This window comes from Paenibacillus sp. Soil766, from assembly GCF_001428105.1.
Taxonomy (GTDB): Bacteria; Bacillota; Bacilli; order Paenibacillales; family NBRC-103111; genus Paenibacillus_E.
Genome location: NZ_LMSJ01000034.1, coordinates 71,166 through 91,838, shown reverse-complemented (window position 1 = coordinate 91,838; position 20,673 = coordinate 71,166). Strand labels below are relative to the sequence as shown.

General features: G+C 42.7%; 13 protein-coding genes. 3 read left to right on the top strand and 10 right to left on the bottom strand.

Annotation, left to right across the window (positions count from 1 at the left end; all coding sequences use genetic code 11):
• Positions 1-2: 2 nt before the first annotated feature.
• Genes pelG through ASG89_RS23915 form a run of 5 tightly spaced genes read right to left on the bottom strand, consistent with a single transcriptional unit; the run spans position 3 to position 9,458 of the window.
• Entirely contained in the window at positions 3-3,122 is a 3,120-nt protein-coding gene (gene pelG, locus ASG89_RS35795) for an exopolysaccharide Pel transporter PelG (RefSeq protein ID WP_057313538.1), read from the bottom strand.
• Positions 3,110-4,543 carry a GT4 family glycosyltransferase PelF gene (gene pelF, locus ASG89_RS23930; RefSeq protein ID WP_057313537.1) on the bottom strand — a complete coding sequence of 478 codons (1,434 nt, stop codon included), beginning with the start codon at positions 4,541-4,543 and terminating at the stop codon, positions 3,110-3,112. The genes pelG and pelF overlap by 13 nt, the downstream gene beginning before the upstream one ends.
• Before the next feature lie 5 nt (positions 4,544-4,548).
• Entirely contained in the window at positions 4,549-6,369 is a 1,821-nt protein-coding gene (locus tag ASG89_RS23925; protein WP_057313536.1) for a DUF2194 domain-containing protein, read from the bottom strand.
• A complete protein-coding gene (locus tag ASG89_RS23920) occupies positions 6,344-7,273 on the bottom strand; it encodes a hypothetical protein (protein WP_057313535.1) in 930 nt (309 codons plus the stop codon). The genes ASG89_RS23925 and ASG89_RS23920 overlap by 26 nt, the downstream gene beginning before the upstream one ends.
• A complete protein-coding gene (locus ASG89_RS23915; protein ID WP_057313534.1) occupies positions 7,266-9,458 on the bottom strand; it encodes an NAD-dependent epimerase/dehydratase family protein in 2,193 nt (730 codons plus the stop codon). The genes ASG89_RS23920 and ASG89_RS23915 overlap by 8 nt, the downstream gene beginning before the upstream one ends.
• 253 nt (positions 9,459-9,711) lie before the next feature.
• On the opposite strand from ASG89_RS23915, the gene ASG89_RS23910 reads away from it, so the two are divergent.
• Positions 9,712-11,112, top strand: coding sequence for a DUF4832 domain-containing protein (locus tag ASG89_RS23910; protein WP_057313533.1), 1,401 nt, complete (start codon positions 9,712-9,714; stop codon positions 11,110-11,112).
• A gap of 70 nt (positions 11,113-11,182) precedes the next feature.
• Here ASG89_RS23910 and cls read toward each other — a convergent pair whose 3' ends face one another.
• From cls to glgB, 5 genes are all read right to left on the bottom strand, one after another.
• Entirely contained in the window at positions 11,183-12,643 is a 1,461-nt protein-coding gene (cls, locus tag ASG89_RS23905; RefSeq protein WP_057313532.1) for a cardiolipin synthase, read from the bottom strand.
• A gap of 105 nt (positions 12,644-12,748) precedes the next feature.
• The gene (gene glgA / locus ASG89_RS23900; protein WP_057313531.1) at positions 12,749-14,182 is read right to left on the bottom strand and encodes a glycogen synthase GlgA; all 1,434 of its coding nucleotides are present in this window, start codon (positions 14,180-14,182) and stop codon (positions 12,749-12,751) included.
• 52 nt (positions 14,183-14,234) lie between these two features.
• Positions 14,235-15,344, bottom strand: coding sequence for a glucose-1-phosphate adenylyltransferase subunit GlgD (glgD, locus tag ASG89_RS23895; RefSeq protein ID WP_057313530.1), 1,110 nt, complete (start codon positions 15,342-15,344; stop codon positions 14,235-14,237).
• Positions 15,345-15,350: 6 nt separating this feature from the next.
• Entirely contained in the window at positions 15,351-16,499 is a 1,149-nt protein-coding gene (locus ASG89_RS23890; protein WP_057313529.1) for a glucose-1-phosphate adenylyltransferase, read from the bottom strand.
• Positions 16,442-18,448: a 1,4-alpha-glucan branching protein GlgB gene (glgB, locus tag ASG89_RS23885; protein ID WP_063868109.1), complete on the bottom strand. Its 2,007-nt coding sequence runs from the start codon at positions 18,446-18,448 to the stop codon at positions 16,442-16,444. The genes ASG89_RS23890 and glgB overlap by 58 nt, the downstream gene beginning before the upstream one ends.
• A gap of 181 nt (positions 18,449-18,629) precedes the next feature.
• Between glgB and ASG89_RS23880 the strand changes: the two genes are divergently transcribed.
• Both ASG89_RS23880 and ASG89_RS23875 read left to right on the top strand, forming a co-directional pair.
• Positions 18,630-19,751 carry a peptidylprolyl isomerase gene (locus ASG89_RS23880; protein WP_057313528.1) on the top strand — a complete coding sequence of 374 codons (1,122 nt, stop codon included), beginning with the start codon at positions 18,630-18,632 and terminating at the stop codon, positions 19,749-19,751.
• 54 nt (positions 19,752-19,805) lie between these two features.
• On the top strand, positions 19,806-20,672 hold the full coding sequence (locus ASG89_RS23875; protein WP_057313527.1) for a class I SAM-dependent methyltransferase: 867 nt from the start codon (positions 19,806-19,808) through the stop codon (positions 20,670-20,672).
• Position 20,673 lies beyond the last annotated feature (1 nt).

Below are 20,673 nucleotides of genomic sequence, written 5' to 3'. Positions count from 1 at the left end.
ATTTACTTCACCTCAATAGCTTTGACTCCGTAGTAGGGCACATCGTCTGTCTCATAATAATCAAACGCGATTTGTTGGTGCCCTTTCGCATCTTGAACAGTCACTTTCCAGAAATATTCACCAGGCTTAAGGCTATTTAATTCTACACTAGTATTCTTCAAAGTTTTCTGTTGCTGCACAATATCCTTAAACGCAGGGTCTCTAGCCAATGTCCACTCATAGGTTAAATCATCCCCTTGCAGATCAAACGATGGTTCCCACTCAAATCGATATTTTCCGTTAAGCTGACTTAATTCATTTAAAAAAAACGGCTTGGGTTTCTCTATATCTTTGTTAAATCGTTCTAACGCACGAAGCGGAACACCAGCAATCCTTTTGAACTCCTCGTCTAATTTGTTTAACTGAATGGGCAGGAAGCTATTATCAGGAGCTTTATTAATAAATGGTTCGACTACCCCCCGGTAATCTTGCAACCGTTTGGCAACTGAATCATTATTAATCATTGCATAGAGCTCGTCAATTTTATCCTTCAACAATTGCACATTTTTTTCACTTCGGAAAAACCGGTTGGGAAGAACACTTCCCCAATACGTGCTAATTCCGTTACTAGAAGGATTCGTATTTATTACGTTACCTTGAAGCCCCCACTCCCATCCGCCATCATAATCCCATGGTAGGAAGTACCACTTGTTGGAATTCAATGGTGAGTACAAATAGAAGTTGTGAGCTTCCGTATCCAAATTATCCATCAAAATGTTTGCTGCAAGAAACGTTAAATAATTATCGAGATCAAAATGCTTGTCGAACACCTCATCAATAGGGATCGACATATTGTTTACATCTTTGAGCATCTTCAAAAGCTTATCATGATCCTCATAACCGTCTATCTCCAAATGCTTCTCAAATTCCGCTTTATTGTACGTAGGGTCGGTCTTGGACTTAAGAGCTTCAGGATATTCGAAAAACTCAAACAAGACAGCCTTGTATAGTTGTCCATTCGGATCCAGCCAATGGCTCTTCAGAAACTTCTCATTGGGCTGCTCAACGTGTGTAAACAATCCATAATCCGCGAAAGCTTTCCCCGACTCTTTCTCCTCTGATAAGTCCTTGACGTACAAATGAACGAATTGAGTTCTGAGGCTAGTAATATTAGGGATCGTCTCAAAAATGTCAAAACTTAACTTATTACGTAATCTTGAGGAGTCAAAAATGTGTTTGTTTAGATTTAGTGTCCGCTGATCATGCCATAAACCAGCTTGGTCTTCCAAACGAATTTTATAAGAACGTTGAGACGCATAACGTGAAGTATTTCCTCGCAAGCTGATTTTCCCGTTGCTTTCTGTACTCGCATATCCGAACATACCGGATTTAGGTCCACTTCCGTCAGCCGCACCTTCCTGTACAATAACTTTGAGATCGCCCTCATTCATTCGGTCCTTGATCCGGTTCAGGGCATACCAAGAGAGTGGATTCTCTTTGCCTCGCTTTTCCGGCAGGATCGTCACGTAAAGGGCATCAACAGATGTATCCTTGTCTTGTTGGTATAGCCGCTTATCTTCTACCAACTTATCATTGGAAGTGATCGGAGTTAAATTGGAGAGCGTAGATGGTCCCTCTGAGTTCGATTCCTTCACCTGTTCATCGGTACAAGCAGTAAGGAACACGACTGCTGTAATCAATAGTGTAGTCACAGTTAATTTGGCTCTAACACGACGCCAAAAGGGTAATTTCTTTTGAACCGTAACCGAAATTGGTTGTGCACAAAATGTATAGTAATCTATATTTCTAACATACATAATTAAGCGGGTTAATGCGCAAAGCAGTGAAACAAAAGCTGCTAGAAAGATACCTAAACCATGATTTTCTGCATTCATCGACCAGTATGTGAATACACCATTCAAAACAACAAACAAACTGCTTACAGCAAGAACTCCTCTTCGATCGTCAAAATAAAGCATGATGAGCATAATAATAAAGGACATGATGAACACAAAATATCCGAGAACAAGAATATTGAATATGTAGAGCTGTGAATTGGTAAAGCCAAGCATTGTCAGCAGCTTAATGCCCAATGCAAGTGACACGACAGTAAATAGAAGCTGAACCTCCATCATAAAACTGACTTCTTGCATCAAAGTTCGTTGCATGTCCAATTTGGCACGTGTAATCTCTTGCAACGTTCCCCCATTCAATATTCTATCGTAGTAACCTCGGAATTTATCATAAAAGGTCGTCTCCACCGAAACAACAAATGTAACTAGCGTGGGTATAACCGTGAGATAGGCGTAAAAGACTGGTAGATCATAGAACGGAGAAATTAGAAATCGCCCTCCAATTTGTTCTTGGTAGGGACTGAACCAATAGACGAAGCTATGTACATATACGCCTGAGTAAAAAAATGTACCAATGAAAAATAATGACGGATATTTCCGGAAATATGTAAAAAAATCGAAGTAAACTTTACTGGATTTCCTCGGGAATTTTTGTTCAAAATGGTACGCAGTCAACAGCATAATGATCATAAACCCAATATCCATCATCGTAAGAACTGCTGCTGCACTCTTATACGGTGTATAAGTCAAAAGCAGCCATGAACCCGCTATCGCAATGACAATACCGTAACAAAAATTACGAACAATTCTTTTGTAATCTTTCAATGCTGATAAATGAACCGATTGCACCCAAATAACAATGAGTTCAGTGAAGAACAAATAAGCCGCAGCTTTATATCCGAATCCTGCCGTCACTTTGCGTAAAAAAAGCCAAGCAACAAGCGAGCCTATCGGCAGCGCCACTGTAATTGCTCCATAGTAGGAAGAGAGCAGATGCTCATACTTTTTTAGATAAATCATATCCGAAATAAACCTTGTCACGATCATGGATAAACCACCTGTAATGAGTACAGAGAAAATAAAGCAGTACACAACTGTTGCGAGAAAAAGCTGACGTTCCAAGTATGGTGAATCTGCGACTATCATGAATCTCTGCATAAATACAATCGTACTCATGCACAAGATCATCGGCCCCACCGTCGTCATTGATGAATAGGCATAAGCTCTAAAGCTATTTAATAGCCCCTGACCTCCGAATAATCGCCTCAGCTCGAATCCTATCCCCGCCATGTCGTCACCTCCTGATACGAATTATACAAACTTCGATACCCTTCAATAAATTGCTTCCTCGTATAATGTTTCCCAGCCCGCTCCAGTCCGTTTCTCCCCATCTCTTCTCGCAGCTTTTTATTCTTGCAGAGCTTGATGAGCGCAGTGGCCATCTGGTCATAATGCATCACGGGAACGATTATCCCGCACGGTCCAATATCGTCTTCCCTGCCATGGAGCAGCTCGCGACAACTTCCCACATCCGTGGCGACAAAGGGCTTGCCGCTAGCCATTCCTTCTAGAATCGCCAATGGCATGCCTTCACTTACACTAGAGAGCACTAGCATATCCATGCGACCTAAATACTCTTTAATTCGCACTTCACCTGTAAAAATGACATCTTCCACTTGCAATGTATCGACAAGTTGTTGGCACTCGATAAGGTATTCCTCATCTTCTTCGGAAGGTCCCATGATATATAACTCCGTGTTCGGCACTTCCCTCTTCACAAGTGCGAAGCTCTGAATCATTGTTTTGATATCTTTAATCGGAACTACACGCACGATTGCGCCAATGCGAATCATCGCATCATCTGGACGCTTCTCCTGCACCACTTCTTCGTAATCTGCAAGATTGACACCATTTGGAATAATTTTTATTTTATCTGGGTTGCAGCCCAATTCAATTTCGATTTCTCGATTTCGATTAAATAAGGTAATAACCTCGTCAGCACTGCCATAAGCACACTCAGACAAACGGTAGAAATACTCGATCCATAAATCTTTGAAATACCCTTTCACCCAGCCGGCTTTAATTATCTCTTCTTCTCGTTCTCGTGAATAAATCCCATGCTCCGTTACCAAGAATGGTTTATTGTATAGGTACTTAGCCAAAGCTCCAATCACACCCGCATAACCTGTGGAAACACTGTGATAGATGTCGGCCTTGGGTATCTCATGACGAATGGATAAGAACAAAGGGAGGACCATAGAACGAACTGTCCAAAACATTTCCGTAAATGGAATTTGAGGATACCTCTCCTTGCACAACGCAACCAACAAATCAAAGTAATCTTTGCTCATTAGAAAATCCGCTGCTACTCGAAATTGCTTCGTTCTCAGCAAATGAAACAGATCTGCCCATTCCACTTGGCCAATCCCTCCAAGCAAGGCTTGAAACGAAACTTGCTGACTGGCTGTTAATCGAAACCGATGCCCCCATTCTCCCGATTCACGCATGTAAGCATCAAGAAATATTTCTTTTACCTCGACCACATTAGACGGCAATTTGTATTTAAATTGCCCCCTCTGCTTCTCGAAAGCTCCGATTGTGAATATGACAAATTCATGCTCCGGAATATTGGTTATCAAAGAATGAATCCAACTGGAAACCCCACCGGTCACATAAGGATATGAGCCTTCGGCGATGATACAAATGCGCATATTCTTCATCCACCCAATTCAATTTCAAATTCACTACTATTCGCCGTGATTAAATACGTATTCGTATCTATTTTTTCAACTTTACAGCCATGAAGTTTGCCAATTTTATGGTCCATTCTAGCAATAAAGAAAGCACGGTTGTGAAAAGGTGCGATACTACCGTAAAGCACCTTTCCTTCTATTCGTATGTTTACTTGACTGGCTTGCTCTCGCTGCATATCTAGCGCAGCCTCCGATGAAGTCATCGCCCTAAGCCAAGGATAAGTACGTTCAATACGATCAAGCATCTCCGAGAAGCTTTTATACATCTTATCCCAAGTTAAACCATGATTACGATCCTCAGAGTAGACATCATCGGGATGAATGAAATGGGAAAAAATACCATGTGTTGTGATTGTATTCGCAGATACCCACCGATCAAAATTACCTGAAACATAGCCAGAAGTAACCCTCGGCATCTCTACGATGCCATCTTCTGCAATGCGATATTCTTGAACATAGGCAAGATTGCTTCCATCTTCCGGGTATAAAGAAGCAATAACCGCTAGTGTCGGCCACCCCTTCTTCAACGCTTCTCTTCCTTCTACACTAAGCACATTTGATGGAGGAACATAGGATACCATCGAATAACTAGGAAACGCTTTTTGAGCGAAATCCACAGCTTCCTTCGTAGCACCGATCATATTCTCTATCGAATCCCATGGTGTATACTCAAACGCATCCGCTACTTCTTGACTTTGCGTAAACGCTTGATGATTATAGCCATGCAGGCCGATTTCACCACCACTCTTCAAGACTTCTCTTCCATACGTGATGAGCCCTTTCGAATCCTTATCTGTCGGAGAATCAAATGGAGGCTCTACCCTATTCTGATAAGATTCAATGAGTACCGCTGTATATTTGATATTGTTCTTCTTCGCCACGGCAAGCATATCAGGCCACCAAATATCTTTAAAAAAGGCAGGCCTCGTTTTTTGATACTCATCATAAATAATCGGATCTACTTCAGTGGCAATTGGAGCTGGAAAGTCATCGATATACATAATCTTGGAATTGAAAATCGGGTAAACGAATATAGGTTCCAGCATGCTAAGTGCTCCTGCAAGAAGCCCACGATTTATTTTCTCCTGCAGCATCGTCCCGTTAAATACCATGAATTTGCCTTTTCCATACGTATAATCCCACAGCATAGGTAAGCCACCTGCTGATTTCACTAAAACCCTACTCTTCTGATCGAGCTCAACTGTCATGACTGAATTAATAATGAAGGGATCGTCAATCACTAAATTGTTCTCTCCAAGTAGAACATTGGAGGTTAGATGAATGCCTTGTACCTCACGTCCCTCACCTGCATTCACAATACCTAATTTGCGATATAACCGATAAAATGCATCTCCCTTCATAGGAGTCGCTTCTTGAAATACATAACCACCTTGCTTCACATACTGCGCTAGTTCGTCTAGATTCCCTAGCATAGCCATGTTAACAAGCGTCGAAATAACAACTTGGCATGCATTGAACTGCAATGTTGTTGTGCTGATATCGAATACCTGAAGGGGCTTCTTCAAATAACCCAATACATACTCTGTTTGCGTCTTTAGCTTATTACTGAATTCGTCTGTACTGTCATAAACAACACAATATGACTTGCCAGTAGTCTGAACCTGCACAACGGAAGCGTTCATTCCTTTCAGAATGCCATTTTCCGTACTGTTTCGGTTGAACTTCAGAACAAATTGAGAATTGGTAATTTGTACCGCAACAGCCAATAATAAAATGCCAATTAGAATGATGTAAACATTACGTTTGAGACCTACTTTTTTCATCAACCTTCTCCTCTGACCAGAACCTTACGACTGTTAATGCCTGATTCGATAAACGGATGGGAGATTGTCTTAATTGCATCAATGTCAACTTTAATTTGTCGATCGCTCGCATCGTATAGTAAACATTAATCAGACTGAGATAAGCATCCTCGTATAGTGGAAATTGCTTTAGATACATTTGCGCGGTTTCTTCTGCTTCTGCAAACTCCTCCAAATCAAGATCTGTTTTAATCTTATCGGCATAAGCTTCCGCAGATTCTGGAGCAACCTCGATCAACAATTTCAACACATTCGAATAGGTGTAGCTATATTTAATTCTGGTCCGTTCATCAAGAAATCCACTGCGCATATAGGACTTTAATAGTTCAGAGTAAGCAAGAAGCACATGTGCATCCCGCTTATTCTCCTCGAATTTCACAGCCAACTCTTGTAAATTAATAACAATTTTGCGCTTCACTTCCATGATCGCACTGACGGCATAATGCGATGTTTCTGTGTCCTCGTTGCTGACAGCCATCTGCAGAACTTCCAAGTAATCCAACGAGTCTTGCTTCAACAAATCGATCATAACTCGGCGTCTCGTGGATAAATCATTGACGAGTAGCGCTTCCTCTAAGGGAACAATGTTCATTTCCTTTTCGGTTTCCAATTTACTTACAATATTCGTCAGTGTCGCTTTCTCGACAAGAATATCTTCGAATAATTCGCTTCTCGCTCTTTCATGGCGAGAGTCACTACGTTGGTGCCAACGCTCCGTGCGAAAAGCTGGCAACATAAATCCAACAATAGGAAATCCAACCACAAGCACGATCCGTACCACAGCTTCTCTCTTGTCACGTCGATGCCGATATCCGATGACGACCGTACACAGCGCCATGTAAAGTAGCATCACCCACTCAAGCATAGCTAAACTCCTCTTCGACCATGCGCATGTAAATGCCATTTTGCTCAAAACGGTTTAGTACGAAGGAGGCTTCCTCTTGACTGGAATTAGAGAGTAGCACGACTAACTTACCTTCTTTACTCATACCCAAATAATCCGTCTCCCGTAAAAATTTGGAAACCTTCTGCGGCATGTCATCTGAAAAATCAAACGTATCGACAGGTGTAAGCAACATATACTCGACACCGTGCTTCACATTGGCAAGTTGTTTACTTGCTAGTATATCCGCGAAGACCTCAGGTTTCAAAACTGGCATTCCATCCATATATCTCTGATTAGATGTCGCTTCCACATACGAAAGTGCTCTTGAAAGAGACGAAGAGATTAGATCAATCATAATTTTATATAGATTTTGGTGATACAACGTAAAGTTTTCGAATTTCATTGAATAAACAGAAATAACAGCAACCACTTTGCCTTGATTAATAACAGGGGCTGCAAGTAACGGAATGCCTCCCTGCAAGCTTTTGTTAACAAAGAGCTTTTTCTCTTCTAGCAGGGTTTGGATATATGGCGAATCTTCCACCTTTATCGATTTGCCCGCTTCAAAATGCGTACTGTTCGACTTTGCTAATAGACGCAAGTAACTGCCGTATTTATTTACCGTGTAGATCGTCACCGCTTGTGATTTCATGAGGGATTCTACAACACTAACCGTCGAAGTAAAAATTTTCTCTGGCTCCAGACTTTCCAGCTCTTTGATAACCGAGTAAATCTTTCCAAAACTGTCTCCGTTATTCATGATTTGCTGCTGGAGCTCCTCCTTCACCTGGCGAGTCTCCTTAAATACTTCAGTTAAGAATTCATGCTTCTCCGATAGCGTTTCGAATTCTTGCTTCTTCGATTCAAGTGTCGTGTTTTTCCGTTCAACCGCATATCCAACAACTAACCCAATAAACAAATAGACAGCGAGATGAAAGAAAAAGTCAGGATCATAGAATAAGGAGATTAATTCTCTACCATTGTTAAGTTGCTCATACATATATAGTGCAGTTGACATCCCTACAGCAAGCATGGATTGTCGATTACCATATAGAATGCCGAGCAAAATAATATAAATAACTCTAATATCGATAAAATCAGATAAACTGACTTTGAGCTGTAGACTAAACCATGCTGTAATTCCAAAAACAAATACATTTTCAGCGAACGGCATCATCGTACGTATAATTGGAGTTAGTTTGGAAAATCGATGTGGTTTCGATTGTTTAACTCTCTTTTGCTCTTGCAAGTAATGCTGTTGTAGGAACCAGTCATACGTCTTGGCAATCCCTTGCTCAAAGGTATATTTGTGAACCCAATCCAAATCAAATGAGATACGACTGTTGTCTAATTTGGAACGATAAATATCACTTTGACGTTGTTCTGCGTTCACAATGGTTACCGGGCCATGCATGCTTCGAAGCGCACTAATTAAATCATTCACTGAATTTTCCGTACTTGTAGATAGATTATAGACACCACTTAGTGTGGAATAAGACGAGCGATAGATCGCATCTGCCACATCTTCTACAAAAATGAAGTCTCTGCTTTGGCCGCCATCGCCATACACAACAAGTTCTTTGCCCTTCATCACTCTTTCCATGAATATGGAAATAACGCCACCTTCACCGACACTTCCTTGCCTTGGGCCGTAAACGTTAGAAAAACGGAAGCAAAGTGTATCCAATCCGTATAGTTCCTTCCATTTCTTGCAATAGGTCTCACCGAGCCATTTATTAATACCATAAGGAGAAATTGGATCACAATCAGCGGATTCAGGCAGGGGAATTTCATCATTGTTTCCATAAACAGCAGCCGAGGATGCAAAAATAAACTTATTTACGTTGTATTTTTGGGATAAAGTTAACATATTGGAAAGTCCGAGAATATTTGATTTCGAATCTAATATGGGGTCTTCAACTGAGATCTTTACATTCACTTGCGCCGCTAGATGAACGACAGTATCGAACCGGTTGCTGCGAAAGATCTCCTCACACTTCCGATCCTCTACAGCTAATACATAACTCTTATGATTAAAATCTATATTCTGCTTATTACCAGTTGATAAATTATCAATGATGTATATTTCATAGCCTTCTTTATAAAAGCGTTCCGCGACAAAAGACCCAATGAATCCATATCCTCCTGTAATTAACACTTTCATACCGGTTTCCTCCAGGATAGATTTGTCTATTTTTCCATTCGACACCATGAAACAGATTTAAAACTACCATTATAGTACTTATAGCACATTTTTTCGCCATTTCATAGTAAAATCTTACAAGACTTTAGCATTTAATAGTTCTTTAGAACTATTAAGTTAGTGATTTTCTACAAATTCTTACAAACTCCATATTGTAATGCAATCCCTTGTCTGTTACGATTTTAAAGACGAATCCTGCGGGGAGGAAACTATAATGAATACGCCACGACGTCTCTTCCTTATTACATTGGCTCTTCTTATAGGAATAATAAGCTTATTAGGTTATAGACAGCTTCACGCAACAGAAGCTATTAACCGAATCTCTTACTATCCCTTAGAAACAGATCACGTTCTGAACAATCCTTTTATGGGATTTGTCATAGATGCCAAATACAACGAAGCGAAGCAACCCTTTCGACTAGCCTATGCCAATATGACTTGGGCTGACATCGAGCCAGAAAAGGGCAAGTATGACTTCGATGCAATCGAAAAAAAATTCCAATTTGCTTTGTGGAAAGCAAAGGGTGTCTCTCTCATTTTCAGAGTCATACTCGATTATCCGAGAGATACGAATCACAAAGATATTCCAGACTGGTTATTTAAAGAAATCGGTGAAAAAGGCGATTGGTATGATCTTGATTATGGGAAAGGCTTCAGCCCTGACTATACGAACCCAGTCCTACTTGCCAATCACGAACGACTGATCAAAGCGTTAGGGAATCGTTATAATGACGATCCTTTCATCGCTTTTATCGAATTAGGCAGCATAGGTCACTGGGGTGAGTGGCATACCATGAATGAAGGGAAGAATCCAATCACATTTCCTCAAGAAGCAGTGACTGATCTCTATGTTCAACATTATTTAACGTACTTCGATCACAAACGAGTGATGATGCGCAGACCGCATGACATTGCACTGAACCATAATCTGGGGTTATTTAATGACGCTTTCGGCTCGCGTAAGTCAACGATAGACGGCTTCCTTAAATGGGTTACGAATGGCTACACATCTTGGTTAACTCAGAATGACCAGCCTGCAATGCCTGATTTTTGGAAATCAGCTCCCAGCGGTGGCGAGTTTACGCCAGATGGCAATTATCTTAATGACGCTCATATTGAGGAAACCTTATTACAAGCGAAGCTGACACATGTAAGCTGGCTTGGTCCGAGTGCCCCTACGCTTGAGCCTTTCGGCGGTCGACTTCAACCGAATATTGACCGATTTCTCAAGACAATCGGATATCGGTTTGTAATCGCCAAGGAGTCCCACGAAAAGGAAATCCGTGCTGGTAAATCACTACTTGTTAAACTTAGCATTATCAATAGAGGTGTAGCTCCCTTTTACTTTAGTTGGCCATTAGAGCTATCACTGACCAATGCTAAAGGTGAAATTGTTTCAAGCAATCGAACCAAGTTGGATATACGTGAGTGGCTTCCTGGCTCTAGCATGGTATCTGACACGTTGCCGATCCCGGCAAACCTTCCGTCAGGTAACTACACCCTCAATGCTGCTATACTTAATCCGCAGACGGGTAAACCCGAAGTGGAATTTGCCAATGATGGAAGACGAAACGATGGTCGCTATACACTCGGAACGGTTAAAGTATTGAATTAATAGCTTCGGTAAACGAAGCTGCGCACATGTAAAAAAGGCCCATGCTTATGGCATGGGCCTTTCTGTATGCTTATAAAATCGGTGAGATTAACTTTGAAATCGACTCCAGGAATCGAATACGCAGCGACCGTTTCTCATATTCCTCCAACGTCAACTCCATACACCCCTCCATGTCTTTCCAAAAAGTGTTTTCCAGCTTCCTTGCTGTCTCCTCATGATACATCAGTGCATTCGTCTCGAAATTAAGCCTTAAGCTGCGAATATCGAAATTCGCAGTACCGACTGAGGCTACTTTGCCGTCTACGATAATTGTTTTGGCATGAAGAAAGCCGTAATCATACAAATAACATTTCACGCCTGCACGCAGCAGCTCACCCACGTAATACAATGAAGCCCAATGCACGAATAAATGATCAGCTTTCTCAGGTATCATAATCCTTACATCAATTCCCGAAAGCGCCGCAATTCGTAAGGCATTCAACATACTTTCTTCAGGTATAAAATAAGGTGTTTGCAACAAAATTCGGCTTTTGGCCAAATGAATCAGCTTAAGAAACGTAAACACAAAATGCGGCCAAGTCTCATTCGGACCACTTGCGACAACTTGCATGGGCACCTGACCTTGTCCGGCGTTCTTCAAAATTTCCGGGAAATACGTTGTATCTACCTCTAATGTATCTGCCGATGCGAGATTCCAATCCAGCACGAAACGTGATTGCAACGCTCGCACGACACTGCCCGTTAATCGAAGATGTGTATCCCGCCAATAACCAAATTTCGGATTTAAGCCCAAGTACTCATTGCCAATATTAAATCCGCCAATGTAGCCGATCTGCCCGTCAATAATCACGAGTTTGCGATGATTTCGATAGTTAACACGATAATTAAGAAAAGGAATCCGTGATGGAAAGAATGCCGCTTTTTGACCACCTGCCTGTTGAAAGTCCTTGAAAAACGAATCCTTCAACGTACGTGAGCCGATATCATCATATAAAAAACGAACGGTCACGCCTTGCTTCGCTTTGCGTGTGAGCACTTCCAGAATTCGCTGACCCAACGTATCATTCTTCACAATATAATATTGCATATGAATATGGTGTTCGGCAGCCTCAATTCGGCTAATCAAATCATCAAACTTCTCTACCCCATCTGTGAAAATATGTACGTCGTTATCCTGTGACAAGAATGAATCATTCGTAGCTACATTCAAATAAATTAAATAACGATAATCCATAACCATTGGATCGTTATAGGGAAACGTTCCCTCCATCAACTGCTGCCGCTGTTCTCCAATCACAGTCTGCATGCGTTCGAGCATGCGTTTATTCCATTTATACAGCTTTCGGCGGCTCAAGTTTTGACCCAACATCACATACAAAAGAAAGCCTAAAATAGGAATAAATAGCAGCACCATTAACCAAGACCATGTAGCAGCCACATTACGCCGCTCTAAGAACACCACAGTGAGCGCCAAGAGAATATTTACGACGAACAACACGGTCAATACATGAGAAATCCAATCCACGCCCATTGGTTACCACTCCAAACTCTCTTTATTGAACTGCATCTATTATACCTGAATTTCTTAAATAACGAAAAAAAGCCCCTAATTCTTTCGAATTAAGAGGCTTTCTTGCTATTTAGAAGTCATTTCTGTGTATAGGGTGATATATTGCTGAGCAGATTTTCGCCAGCTAAAGTCGCCTTTTTTCATATTGTTCTGAATCTTCATCCAACTGTCTCGATCATTCTTATAAAAGAAAACCGCTCGCCTGATAATGTGAAGCATATCGTGTGCGTTATAATGCGTGAAGGAGAAGCCTGTGCCTTCCCCTGTAAACTCATTATACGGCTGCACCGTATCCTTCAGACCGCCTGTTTCACGAACGATCGGCACGGAACGATAGCGTAGCGCAATCAGCTGCCCAATGCCACATGGCTCGAATTGTGACGGCATTAAGAAGAGATCGGACGCAGCATAGAACTGGTGTGCTAACGCTTCATCAAAATAAATATGCGCCGATACCTTGGTCGGATGCGTGAGTGCAGCGTTCCGAAACATTTGCTCATAGACAGGCTCGCCAGTTCCAAGAACAACAAGCTGTATGTCCAAGGCTAGGATTTCACGAAGTACGTGCTGAATCAGATCTAGACCCTTCTGTTGTACAAGTCGAGTTACCAGTACAATCATCGGGATATCACCATTCACAGGAAGTCCTAGTCGCTCCTGCAGCGCCAGTTTATTCTGCGTCTTCTTCGGTAAAGAATCACGATAATTCACAACCAGATTCTTATCCGTCATAGGATCGAAGACGTCGTAGTCAATCCCGTTCACGATCCCCGTTAATTGATCTTTTCGGTGACGCAACAGGCTGTCCAGGAATTCACCGTAATACGGTGTTTGAATCTCTTCAGCGTACGTCTGACTAACCGTAGTTATCTGATCCGAATACAACAGTCCACCCTTTAGGAAGCTAGCGCCACCATGAAGCTCTAGCGCTGTTCCTGAGAAGTGGTCATCCGACAAACCGAACAAATCCTTGAACACCTGTTGACCAAATACGCCTTGGTATTTCAAATTATGGACGGTCGTCATCGTCTTGATTTCACTAAAGAATGGCAAATGCTGATAATGAGCCTTCAACAAGACAGGTATCATACCGGCTTGCCAGTCGTGGCAATGAATCACATCAGGCTGGAAATCCAGGTACGGCAGGGCCTCAATGACGCCACGACAGAAGAAACCAAATCGCTCCGCCTCATCCCCAAAACCATAAATACCAGTCCGTTTGTAATAAAACTCATTATCGACGAAATAAAAGGTAACCCCTTCGTGCACCAACATATCAATTCCGATATATTGCTTGCGCCAACCCAACTGCACATCAAATGACGTCACTTGTGTCATCAGATCTCTAAACTTAGCCGGAATATCACCGTATTTCGGCAGAACAACACGCACATCAAGTCCCTGACGCGTCAGTTCCTTTGGTAAGGAGCCAATCACATCCGCTAATCCACCTGTCTTTATAAAAGGAACGGCCTCCGAAGCCGCGAACAGTATTTTCATCTTGCCACTCCTCCAACTTTGCTAGAACCTGATCTAACTGACGAACTTGCGATTAGATCACTTTGGTTTTCGCTGCAATGAATGGTGCTTTATTGTCGCCAGTTAATACGCGGCCGCGGCTAATGAAGACGTCCTTATCCAGAATCGCATTCTCAATAATCACGTTTTCCTCAATCTCGCAGTTTTGCAGGATGATACTGTTTTTCACGTAGGCGCCCTTGCGAATCTTCACACCACGGAACAGAATGCTGTTCTCCACTTTCCCTTCGATCTGGCAGCCGTTTGCGATAAGCGCATTTTTGGTTGCAGCGGAATCGAAATATTTCGCAGGCGGTTCATCTTTAACCTTCGTATAAATAAGATTCTTCTGGAAGAAGAGTTCACGCCAAATCGCTGGATTCAGCAGCTGCATACTGTGTTTGTAGTAGCCTTGAATGGAATTCACAATGCCCAAATGCCCTTCAAACTTGTAGCCAAAGACACTCAGCTTATCAATATTTTTCATAATGCCATCACGTACCAAATGATCATAGCCTTGCGCTAAACAGGATTCCACCATATCCAAGAGCAATGCCTTGCTCATGATATACATTTCCATGGAGATATTGTTCGTACGCAAGCGGCCAGTATGATCTTCCATCAATGTGACTTGACCTGTGTCTTTCACAGCCATTCGGCGGAATTTCCCATGAACCTCTTCATCGGTTTGCTTATAAATGACAGTGATATCCGCTTGCATATCTTCGTGATATCGTACCGCATCGCGTAGATCTAGATTGCACACCATGTGACTACGAGAAATAATAACGAACTCTTCTTTACCGCGATAGAAATAGTCACGATGGCTATAGAATTGATATAAATCCCCACGCGATATCCCCGTTGGTTCATCCAGTACGGAAGGTAGGACGAAAAGTCCGCCACGCTTACGATCCAAATCCCATTCTTTACCAGATCCCAGATGATCCATGAGCGAACGATATTTGTGCTGTGTGAAAACAGCCACATTATCAATCCCGGAATTCACCATATTGGAAAGTGCAAAATCGATTAACCGATAACGACCACCGAAAGGCACAGATGCCGGGCAGCGGAAGTAAGTCAGTTCCTCCAAATCATCCGGTTCATTGACTAAATTAATGACTCCCATCACGTGTTTCATCTGACATCATCCCTTCTGATTAGCGTAGCCTGTTACCAGTTCGTTACCGCCAATAAGCACAATTTCACCTTTACCATCGACAACTGCTCCATCTTCAACAACCGTATTCTCACCAATAATGGCTTTGATAATTGTTACATTATTACCAATTTTGGCATTCGGCATTATGACGGAATCCTTAATATGGCTGCCTTCACCCACTTGAACTCCGAAAAAGAGAACAGAATGATCGACATCTCCAAAAATCGCACAGCCCTCATTAACCAAAGAACTTTTAATATTAGCCGTAGGCGCTACATATTGAGCAGGTTGGTACGGATTCTGTGAATATACGCGCCAGTCTTTATCATTTAAGTTAAGTTCATTATTGTCATCTAAAAGATCCATATTGGCTTCCCATAAGCTATCAATGGTTCCGACGTCTTTCCAATAGCCTTGGAACGGATAAGCAAACATTCTCGCTTCATCCTTCAGCATCATCGGAATGATATCTTTCCCAAAATCCTTACTGGACTCCGGATTTGCCTCATCTTCAAGCAAATACGATTTCAAAGCTTTCCAGTTAAAAATGTAAATCCCCATAGAAGCCAAGTTGGAGTTTGCTTCCTTCGGCTTTTCAGCAAATTCCGTAATCTCTTGCTTCTCATTTACGCTCATGATGCCGAAGCGGCTTGTTTCTTCCCATTTCACTTCGATAACGGCGATCGTTGCGTCCGCATTTTTCTCTTTGTGATAGTTAAGCATGAGATCGTAATCCATTTTATAAATATGGTCACCCGAGATGACCAAGACGTATTCGGGATCATATTGCTCGATAAAGCCGATGTTGCGATAAATCGCGTTGGCAGTACCTTTGTACCAATCTCCGCCTTTTTGCTCCATGAACGGTGGCAGTACGGTTACACCGCCATACTTGCGGTCAAGATCCCAAGAGCTTCCAATGCCAATATACGAATTAAGAACGAGAGGCTGATATTGTGTGAGAACACCAACGGTATCAATCCCAGAATTCGTACAATTGCTGAGTGTAAAATCAATAATGCGATATTTGCCGCCAAAATGTACAGCTGGCTTAGCTAAATTGTTCGTCAGTACGCCTAATCTTCGCCCTTCTCCTCCAGCGAGGAGCATAGCAACACATTCTTTACTGCGCATATTTGATTTCCCCCTTCACCTTCATCAATCTCTGATTGGAATTCACTCACACACTTGATATAGACAGCCGCAAGCGGCGGAATACATAGCGATAAACTGTAGGGCCTACCATGCATGGAAATAGCTTTACTTGTGATTGGCAGTGTATTGCCTTGACCTGAACCGCCAAACTCTGCAGCGTCGCTATTAAAAACAACCTCGTACAGTCCTAATTTCGGAACGCCGATCCGATAGTCCGGATGAACAACGGGTGTGAAATTACACACAAGAATAAGTTCATCCTCCGGCGATTTCCCTTTTCGCATATAAGTAACAACACTTTGGCTCTCGTCATGGGGATTAATCCATGCAAAGCCTTCTGGATCATGATCCAGCTGCCAAAGGGCTGGTTCCTTCAAATAAAACTGATTGAGTGACTTCACGTAATGATGCATCTGCACATGATTCTCATATCCGTCTAATAGAAACCAATCCAGCTCTTCGAGATCCTTCCATTCGTCGAATTGACCAAATTCACTTCCCATGAAGAGTAGCTTTTTCCCCGGATGCCCTGACATATAGCCATATAAAACACGCAGATTAGCAAATTTCTGCCAATAGTCTCCTGGCATCTTATGCAGCAGTGAACGCTTACCATGCACGACCTCATCATGTGACAAAGGAAGTACATAATTTTCGCTCCAGGCATACATGAACGAGAAGGTAATCAACTTGTGGTTATACCTTCGGTGGATAGGATCCAGCTTCATATACTTCAACATATCGTTCATCCAGCCCATATTCCACTTGTAGTTAAAACCAAGTCCACCTTCGTGCACAGGAGCCGTAACAAGCGGCCAATCCGTCGAGTCTTCCGCCATCATCAGAGCGTCTGGATAATAGGAGAATACAACTTGATTCAGCTTGCGAATGAACGCGATTGCCTCCAAATTCTCCTCGCCACCGTGTTGATTTCGGATTGGCGCCTCATCCCATCTGCCGAAATTAAGATGCAGCATCGAAGCAACAGCATCCACCCTAATCCCATCCATATGATACATATCCATCCAAAATAAGGCATTCGAGATTAAAAAGCTCTGAACCTCCGGCCTGCCGAAATCGAAGGTGAGTGTTCCCCACTCCAACTTCTCTGCTTTGCGAGGGTCTTCATATTCATACAAGGGTTTGCCATCAAACTGTCGGAGTCCGTGACTGTCCTTGCAGAAATGGCCTGGGACCCAGTCCATAATGACCCCAATTCCCTTTTGATGACAGCGATCTACGAATCTCATGAAATCTTTAGGAGCACCGTGGCGACTTGTTACAGAAAAGTATCCAGTTGCCTGATAGCCCCAAGATCGATCAAAGGGATGCTCTGCTAGTGGCATAACTTCAATATGCGTATACCCCATGTCAACGGCATAGTCCACTAATTCACTCGTTAATTGTTCGTACGTATACATTTCTTCGCTTAGGCGGTCCTTTTTACGCCAAGTGCCTAGATGCACCTCATAAATAGAAAGCGGCTTGTTATACGCTGGTACATCTTTCTTCTGCTGCTGCCATGCTTGATCCTGCCAGTCATACCCACCCAAATCAACAACCCGCGATGCCGTACCGGGCCTTAACTCAGAATAGAAGGCGTATGGGTCAGCTTTTAACATAATCTGCCCCGTCTGACTATGAATTTCGAACTTGTAATAGTCACCTTCACGCGCTTCTGGTATAAAAATCATCCAGAGGCCTAACGAACTGATCTTTTCCATGTGATGCTCGCCGGATTGCCAATCATTGAAATCTCCAAGTACATACACGTTTCTTGCATGAGGTGCCCATACGGCGAATCGAACACCTTCATGCCCTTTTTCATTGCTAACATGTGCCCCTAAGATACGATAACTGTGGAACAGGGATCCTTCATGAAGCAGAAACAAATCCTCGGAGCTGGGTATACCAACATTTGCTCCCACATTATCCCCCCTATTTCAACATGTCCTTACTCTAAGATGCTAGTTGCAAAACGTCTCTATCTCTACAAATACAACAAACAGGTAATGAATTCCTTCAATTCGATGTGAATAAAAAAAAGGAAATATCTCAACCTTTGGTGAATTATTGGTAGGACAAGATACGAAAGGTGGATCACCCATAATGAAAGACAAAGTAAAAGGACTTATCGTAGGATTAACCATTGGTTCTGTATTAAGTGGAACTGTAGCTTTTGCAGCTGGCACACAAATCGAAGTAGCTTTCCGTAATCTGACGTATATGTTTGACGGCGTAGAAAAAACGCCAACGGGCGGCAAAGGGTTCATTTATGAAGGTGATACCTATGTACCTCTGCGTTTTATGAGCGACTCTCTTGGCAAGAAAGTCACGTGGGATGACGAGACAAGTACAATCTGGGTCGGAAGTAATCCGAATCAAGTAGTTGCAAACTATAAAGGTGGTACTGTGACAAAGGGAGAGTTCGATGCGTTCTTTAACCTCAAAGCTTTGTTCAATAGTGCACATGCTTCCTCCAAAGATAATGTGGACTACCAAACAAGTATTCTTAAGGAATTAGTGACCAATCGAATTCTATATAGCCGTGCCTCAGAAGCTGATCAAGCTGCTGCGAAGACAAGCGCTGCTGCACAATTAGCTGTGTGGAAGCAACAATTTGGTGAGGATAAATTTAAAGCTGACCTGCAAACGGCGAATGCCACTGAAAGTGACATTCAATATTATCTTGTTGGCAGTATGACTGCGAATAACTTCGTCAAATCTAGTATTACAGACGCGCAATTAAAAGCACAGTACGATGCAACACTAGCTGCGAATAAAGATGCGTATACTATCGCTTCCGTACGTCATATTTTGATCGGACTTACAGACCAAGATGGTAAAAATATTCGAACGAAAGCAGAAGCTCTTACTCTTGCCAAGGATGTACAACAAAAGCTCAAAAATGGCGGAGACTTCGCAGCGCTTGCTAAGCAATACTCTGATGATCCAGGTTCAAAGGATGCTGGCGGTCTTTACGCTGATGCCGATGTGAGCCAATGGGTTGAAGGCTTCAAAAACGCAGCGATCTCACAAACGGTTGGAACGATTGGCGATCCTGTTGAAACCGAATTTGGCTACCATGTGATTAAAGTTGATTCTCGCTCTGTTAAACCCCTTGCTGCGGTGAAAGATGCACTACGTGCTTCTCTTGAGCAAGCACAATATCAACAATTTGCCGAGAAAGAACTGCCTGGTTTGATTGAAAAGATCGATTTAGGTCAATAAATGGTGTACAATGAGAGTTTAGTCGAGAAATCAAGTTGAAGGATGGATTACAACATGTTTTATGCAAAAGATTGGGTCGATTATGAACTACTCGATACTGGCGGCGGCGAAAAGCTTGAACGCTGGGGTACGATTGTGCTTCGCAGACCCGACCCGCAAATTATTTGGCCTCTACAAAAAGAAACGCCAGCTTGGCGCCAAGCTGATGCGCATTACCATCGCAGCTCCAGCGGCGGCGGCCAGTGGCAGCAGCATGCAGAGCTCCCAGAGCGTTGGACAATTACGTATGATCAGAAGCTGACCTTTTATATTAAGCCAACTAGCTTTAAACATACGGGTCTCTTTCCTGAGCAAGCGGTCAATTGGAAATGGATGATGGACAAGATTAAGGGTGCTGGACGCCCTATTAAAGTGCTTAACCTCTTCGCTTACACTGGCGGGGCAACTCTTGCCTGTGCGCATGCTGGTGCGGAAGTGTGCCATGTGGATGCTTCTAAAGGGGTCGTTCAATGGGCGAAGGAGAATTTGCATCTAAGCGGAATGGGCTCCAGACCCGTTCGTTTCATTACGGATGATGTTTTCAAATTCGTACAGAGAGAACAGCGCCGCGGCAGTAAATACGATGCGATCATTATGGATCCACCTTCCTACGGACGTGGACCTAACGGTGAAACCTGGAAATTGGAAGATGACCTCTTCCCTTTCATCCAGACTTGCCAATCTATTTTGACGGACAATCCGTTGTTCCTGTTAATCAATTCCTATACGACTGGCATCTCGGCAACTGTTCTTCAGAACATTCTGACCATGGCGATGAAAGACAAGCATGGCGGAACGATTTCCAGTGGTGAAATCGGCCTGCCGATCACCCACTCCGGCCTTATGCTCCCTTGCGGTATTCTGGGACGCTGGGAGGCGTAAG

Bases quoted from the DNA above. Each gene is read 5' to 3' on its own strand.
- pelG (WP_057313538.1), bottom strand. From the start codon at position 3,122: ATGGCGGGGATAGGATTCGAGCTGAGGCGATTATTCGGAGGTCAGGGG.
- pelF (WP_057313537.1), bottom strand. From the start codon at position 4,543: ATGCGCATTTGTATCATCGCCGAAGGCTCATATCCTTATGTGACCGGT.
- ASG89_RS23925 (WP_057313536.1), bottom strand. From the start codon at position 6,369: ATGAAAAAAGTAGGTCTCAAACGTAATGTTTACATCATTCTAATTGGC.
- ASG89_RS23920 (WP_057313535.1), bottom strand. From the start codon at position 7,273: ATGCTTGAGTGGGTGATGCTACTTTACATGGCGCTGTGTACGGTCGTC.
- ASG89_RS23915 (WP_057313534.1), bottom strand. From the start codon at position 9,458: ATGAAAGTGTTAATTACAGGAGGATATGGATTCATTGGGTCTTTTGTC.
- ASG89_RS23910 (WP_057313533.1), top strand. From the start codon at position 9,712: ATGAATACGCCACGACGTCTCTTCCTTATTACATTGGCTCTTCTTATA.
- cls (WP_057313532.1), bottom strand. From the start codon at position 12,643: ATGGGCGTGGATTGGATTTCTCATGTATTGACCGTGTTGTTCGTCGTA.
- glgA (WP_057313531.1), bottom strand. From the start codon at position 14,182: ATGAAAATACTGTTCGCGGCTTCGGAGGCCGTTCCTTTTATAAAGACA.
- glgD (WP_057313530.1), bottom strand. From the start codon at position 15,344: ATGAAACACGTGATGGGAGTCATTAATTTAGTCAATGAACCGGATGAT.
- ASG89_RS23890 (WP_057313529.1), bottom strand. From the start codon at position 16,499: ATGCGCAGTAAAGAATGTGTTGCTATGCTCCTCGCTGGAGGAGAAGGG.
- ASG89_RS23880 (WP_057313528.1), top strand. From the start codon at position 18,630: ATGAAAGACAAAGTAAAAGGACTTATCGTAGGATTAACCATTGGTTCT.
- ASG89_RS23875 (WP_057313527.1), top strand. From the start codon at position 19,806: ATGTTTTATGCAAAAGATTGGGTCGATTATGAACTACTCGATACTGGC.